At 72.8% G+C, this 5,134-nt stretch carries 5 protein-coding genes and 1 pseudogene; 5 read left to right on the forward strand and 1 reads right to left on the reverse strand.

Annotation, left to right across the window (positions count from 1 at the left end; translation table 11 throughout):
- Nucleotides 1-151: 151 nt before the first annotated feature.
- Nucleotides 152-913, reverse strand: a complete 762-nt coding sequence (locus SSOG_RS41635; RefSeq protein ID WP_009720340.1) for a dienelactone hydrolase family protein — start codon at nt 911-913, stop codon at nt 152-154.
- Nucleotides 914-1,284: 371 nt separating this feature from the next.
- On the opposite strand from SSOG_RS41635, the pseudogene SSOG_RS58735 reads away from it, so the two are divergent.
- The 5 genes and pseudogenes from SSOG_RS58735 to SSOG_RS54430 all read left to right on the forward strand — a co-directional run.
- Nucleotides 1,285-2,494: pseudogene (locus SSOG_RS58735) on the forward strand (PucR family transcriptional regulator).
- Between the two features lie 273 nt (nt 2,495-2,767).
- Entirely contained in the window at nt 2,768-3,157 is a 390-nt protein-coding gene (locus SSOG_RS54425; protein ID WP_039940006.1) for a hypothetical protein, read from the forward strand.
- Complete coding sequence (locus SSOG_RS41650; RefSeq protein WP_009720343.1) at nt 3,154-4,344, forward strand: sodium:solute symporter family transporter; 1,191 nt, start codon at nt 3,154-3,156, stop codon at nt 4,342-4,344. Before SSOG_RS54425 ends, SSOG_RS41650 begins: the two co-directional genes overlap by 4 nt.
- Nucleotides 4,345-4,495: 151 nt before the next feature.
- Nucleotides 4,496-4,819, forward strand: coding sequence for a hypothetical protein (locus SSOG_RS52835; RefSeq protein ID WP_154686045.1), 324 nt, complete (start codon nt 4,496-4,498; stop codon nt 4,817-4,819).
- Nucleotides 4,749-5,134: PTS sugar transporter subunit IIA (locus SSOG_RS54430; protein ID WP_167542546.1), on the forward strand; the 386-nt coding region annotated here is incomplete at its 3' end. The genes SSOG_RS52835 and SSOG_RS54430, both read left to right, overlap by 71 nt.

The raw sequence follows: 5,134 nt of genomic DNA on the forward strand, positions 1-5,134 counted from the left end.
GGGCGGGTCCGGCGCCCACCGCGGTGAGCAGCAACGAGACGGTTCCGGCGAAGGCGGCCGAGGCGGCGATGCGATGCACGGTCATGCCGGGGAGTACGAGGGGGAGGAGCGGTGTGTTCAACCGGTCTTCAAGCGGCCGGTGGTGGGCGTGTCACTTCCCCAGCGTGCGCTCGAAGAGCGCCAGCAGCTCCCGCCAGTGCCGGTCCTCCGCCGCGGCGTCGTACATGGCCGTGTCGACCTGGGTGAACCCGTGGTGGGCGCCCTCGTACACCTCGCTGCGGTAGCGCACCCCGGCCGCGTCCAGCGCCTGCTCCAGCACGGCGATCTGATCCGCCGGGATCGACGGGTCCTGGTCGGCGTGGCCGAAGTACAGCTCGCCCGACACCCGGTCGACGAGCCGGTGCGGGCTGTCCGGGGCGTCCGTGACGAGGTGGCCGCCGTGGAAGCTGGCCGCCGCCGCGACCCGCTCGGGGTGGGCCGCCGCGGTGCGCACCGCCAGCACGCCGCCCATGCAGTAGCCGACGCTGCCCACGGGGCCGTCCGTGACCTGGGGAGAGGCGGCCAGCCAGGCGAGGTACGCACCGGCGTCCCGTACGGCCAGCTCGGGCGTGTGCGCCTTCATCAGCGGGCCGAGCTGCTCGAAGATGTCCGAGCGCTGCGAGGGGTCGATGAACTCCGGCAGATCCACCACGGGCGCCCGCCCCGCGCGGTAGAGGACGTTGGGCACCAGCACGCTGTAGCCGTGTCCGGCGAGGCGCTTCGCCGCGTCCTCGACCGAGGCGCGCGGCCCGAAGGCGTCCGGGTACAGCAGGACGCCCGGATGCGGATTCCCGTCGTCGGGGTGGGCCAGGTAGGCGTCGGCAACCCCGTCGGGGGTGGGGACGTCCAGGGAGATGCCGTGCGCGGAAGCCATTGCCGCACCTTTCTCTCGCGTCGTGGGGGCGGCCCCACCGTATCGCTGCGCTCCCCGCGTCCCGTGGACCGGCTCCGGCGAACCGGACTCCTCGGCGAAGAGCGGCGGAGGTGTACGACGCTGGAGGGAGCTGTGGGGAGACGAAGGGAATTGTCCGAAGACACCGACCAGGCGGTATGCCGATGATGCAATAGCGGGAGAGGTCTGGCCCCCGAGCGGACCGGGCCTCATGATGCCGCGTTGAGCGGCACATCGCACGTCAGAGGTGGAGGAACGTCATGCACCCAGTCACCGGCTCCCGCGCCGTCGGCCCCGCCGCCGCGCGCTCCGCCAGCCGACTGTCTGCCGACAGGGCCCGGGGGCTGCCCCGGATGCCCGCCGCCCGCCCGCCCATACGCTCGCGGGCCGACCCCGAGGCCATCGCGCTGCTGCACCGGACCGCCCGCGTCCTCATCGACGAACTGCCGCGGCTGACCGATGAGGTGGTCGCCCTGATGCGGGAGCGAGAACCCGTCTACAACTCGGCCTCCATCGATCCGCAGGAGCTGTGGCGGGATGTCAACGACTCGCTGTCCAACAACGTCCGCTCCCTGCTGTACCCCAAGGAGACACGGGAGCCCGCCCGCTCCGTCTCCTGGCGGATCGGCGCCGACCGCGCGGCCCAGGGCCTCCCGCTGGACGCGCTGCTGCACGGTTTCCGCATCGGATGCACCGTCGTCTGGGACGAACTGGTCGAGACGGCCTCGCGCGAGGACCCGTCCGGCGCCCGGGGGCTGGTGCATGTGGCGTCCGACATCTGGCACTTCGTCGACGAGCACTGCACGCTCGTCTCCGAGGCGTACCACGAGGTCGGACGGCAGCTCGCCTGGCACCGCGAGAACCGGTTCCGGATCATCATCGAGGCGCTGCTCGACGGCACCGCCCGGGTGAGCGACTTCCCCGAGGCGGAGGAGGTACTGGGCCTGCCCGAACAGGGCCGTTACGCGGTCGTCGCGCTGGACCACGCGGGCTCCGGCCCCGGGGCACTGCGCCCGCCGGAGATCCACGGCGGCGGCCGTACGGTGTGGCACACGGGGGAGTCCACCGCCCACGCGATCGTCCTCCTCGGCGACGTCCACCCCCGGGAGGTGGCCCGGGCCCTCACCGTCCCGCCCGGCGCCCGGGCCGGGGTCAGCACCCGCCGTCACCGGCCTGGCCTCGGTGAACGCGGCCCGCCTGCTCGCCGATACGGCGCTGCGCGCATGCCCCGCCGCCGGCGAGGCGGCGCTGCTGGAGGAGCACTACCCGGAGGCCCTGGTGGTGTCCTCCCCGGACCTGGCCAGCGCGCTCGCCGACCGCATGCTCGGCCCCGTCCTGGCGCTCGAACCCGCCGACCGGGACGTCCTGCTGACGACCCTGACGGCCTGGCTGGACGCCGACGGATCGGCGCGCGAGGCGGGGCGGGCGCTGTTCTGCCACCGCAACACGGTGCTCAACCGGCTGCGCCGCTACGAGCAGCTGACCGGGCGTACGCTGCACCGCCCGCGCGACGTCGTCGAGTTGTCGCTCGCTCTCGCGGCGCACGGGCTGCTGTCACCCTGACCGGGGCCGCGACGGATCCGGCGCGAGGGATCCGGTGCGAAGGATCCGGCGTGAAAGGTCCGGCGTGACGGGTGCGGTATGGACCTTTGCGGCGCCGGAAGCCGGTGACGGATCCTCACGGCCAGGAACAGTGTGGGCGTGCACAACCGCCGCCAGTGGATCATGTGCCTCTGCCACGCGGTCCCCCGACGGGCTGTACGGCGGTCCCGGTGAGCTGCTGTCGTGGCGGTCCCGTCCCACCCGTCTGGACGGATCCGCCACGAGGAGCACGACATGTCCGAACACGCATGGGGGCAGACCACACATCCGCGCCCGGTGCGCACCGCCGAGGTCATGCCACCGCGGCCACCGGAGGCGATGGGCCCGCGCCCCGGCCCGAGCCCCGACGTCCCTCCGGACCACCGCGGGGAGCGCCGCGCCCGGCGCTCCCCGTGGCGGCGGCCGTGGCCGTGGACGGCGCGGGCCGCCTGCGCCGCGCTGGCCTGCCACCTGGCCGCCGTGGTGGTCAACTGCACCGCAGGCGGAGGGATCGACCTCGGGACGGGCGGCGGATTCACGGTGGGCGCCCTGCTGGTCGGCGCCGACGCGGCGGTCCTGGTCACCGTCCTCGTCAGAGCCGACCGGCGCGCCCCCGCCGGGGACACCCCGGAGAGAGAACGATGAGCGATTTCGAGCCGAGAACCCTGGCGTTCGTGCTGTTCGCCTGCTTCATCGCCGTATCCTTCCTGCTCTGCATCCTCGCGGCCACCGACAGCGACGACCCCTCCGAGTTCTACATCGGCACCGGTGCGCTCGGCCCGATGCAGAACGGCCTGGCCATCGCGGGCGACTACATCTCGGCCGCCACCGTCCTCAGCACCACCGGCACCATCGCCATCGCCGGATTCGACGGTGTCCTCATCACCATGTCCACCGTGGTCTCGATCCTGGTGTTCCTGCTGGTGATGGCCGGACCCCTGTGCGGACGCGGCCGCTACACCCTGGGCGACGTACTGGCCGAGCGGCTGAGCGAGCGCCCGGCCCGGATCGGCACCGCCGTCCTGGTGCTGATGGTCACCATGCCGCTGCTCACCGTCCAGCTCAACGGCGCGGGCGACATGATGTCCCTGCTGATCGGCATCCCCGGCAGCGCGTCGGTCACCGGCTGCACCATCTTCATCGGCTCCCTCATGGTCTGCTACGCCGCCCTCGGTGGGATGAAGGGCACCGGCTTCATCCAGATCCTCAAGACCGTCATCCTCCTCGGCGCGTTCATCCTGCTCGCCGTGCTGGTCATCAAGCGCTTCGACTGGAACCCGGCCAGCCTGTTCGGCGCGGCGGCCGACAAGAGCGGTTACGGGGACGCCTTCTGGGAGTCCGGCCGCCAGTTCGGCGATTCGTTCACCGGCAAGCTGGAGGTCATCAGCGTCCAGCTCACCCTGGCCGTGGGCGCGGCCTGTCTGCCGCACATCACCATGCGGCTCCACCCGATCCGCGGTGCGCGGGCCGCCCGCGCCGCCACGACCTGGGCCGTCGGCGCGGTCGCCGTGCTGGGCGGGCTGATCGTGATCGTCGGCGCGGGTGCCACGGCCATCGTCGGCCTCCCGGCGCTGCGCGCCGCCGACCCCACCGGCACCAACTCCCTGCTGCTGCTCACCCGCGCGCTCGACCCGGGGGCCGAGGCGGCCCACCGCAGCCTGCTGTTCACTCTCGTGGCCTGCGCGGTCGTCGTCACCACGCTCGCGGCCGTCGCGGGGCTCACCCTCGCCGCCGCGGCCTCCCTCGCCCACGATGTGCTGGCCAAGGTCGTACTCCCGGAACGGCTCAGCCCGGCCCGTGAACTCGTCCGCGGCCCGCGCGGACGATCGTGATGCAGTCGGCGTGGTGCCGTCAGCCTCGCCATGGTGACCCAGCCACTGGAACCGCCAGATCCTGATCACCTTCACCTTCACGGCCGCCGCCTCCGCGCTGCTGCCGGTCCTGCTGTACGGGACGATGTGGCGCGGCTTCACGGTGACCGGAATGCGCTGGGCGATGTACGGCGGCCTCGGCCTCACCCTCCTCACGATCGTCTTCTCCCCGGCCGTCTCGGGCGGCGCCCTCGCGGTCTTCCCCGACCGCGACTTCCACTGGTTCCCACTGCGCAACCCGGGCCTGATCACCATCCCGGTGGGCTTCCTGCTGGGCTGGGCGGGCTCCCGTCTCGGAGGGCGCACCCACCCCGAGGACCCCTCGCAGCCTGCGGCGCAGGGCGAGGATGCGAAGATTTCGCGCCATGGACGAACTGATAGATCTGCTACCGGTCGGGTGCGTGCGGCTCGACGCGAGGGCGGCGGACTGGCGTGAGGCGATCGCGGTCGCTGGCGGACTCATGGTGGACGGGGGCTTCACCACCGCCGAGTACACCGCGGAGATGATCGCGGGCGTCGAGGAGAACGGGCCGTACATCGTCGTCGCCCCCGGTGTGGCGTTCGCCCACGCCCGGCCCTCTCCCGCCGTCCGCGCGACCGGCATGTCCTGGGTGCGGCTGGCCGAACCCGTCGCGTTCGGCCACGAGACCAACGATCCGGTCACCCTGGTCGTGGCCCTCGCCGCCGAGGACTCCGGCGCGCACACCTCCGCGATGGCGAGCCTGGCCCGCCTGCTCGGCGACCCCGGCGC

The organism is Streptomyces himastatinicus ATCC 53653 (genome assembly GCF_000158915.1).
Classification (GTDB): Bacteria; Actinomycetota; Actinomycetes; order Streptomycetales; family Streptomycetaceae; genus Streptomyces; species Streptomyces himastatinicus.

Coding starts and splice junctions, on each gene's coding strand:
- SSOG_RS41650 (WP_009720343.1), top strand. CDS start 3,154: ATGAGCGATTTCGAGCCGAGAACCCTGGCGTTCGTGCTGTTCGCCTGC.
- SSOG_RS41635 (WP_009720340.1), bottom strand. CDS start 913: ATGGCTTCCGCGCACGGCATCTCCCTGGACGTCCCCACCCCCGACGGG.
- SSOG_RS54425 (WP_039940006.1), top strand. CDS start 2,768: ATGTCCGAACACGCATGGGGGCAGACCACACATCCGCGCCCGGTGCGC.
- SSOG_RS52835 (WP_154686045.1), top strand. CDS start 4,496: ATGCGCTGGGCGATGTACGGCGGCCTCGGCCTCACCCTCCTCACGATC.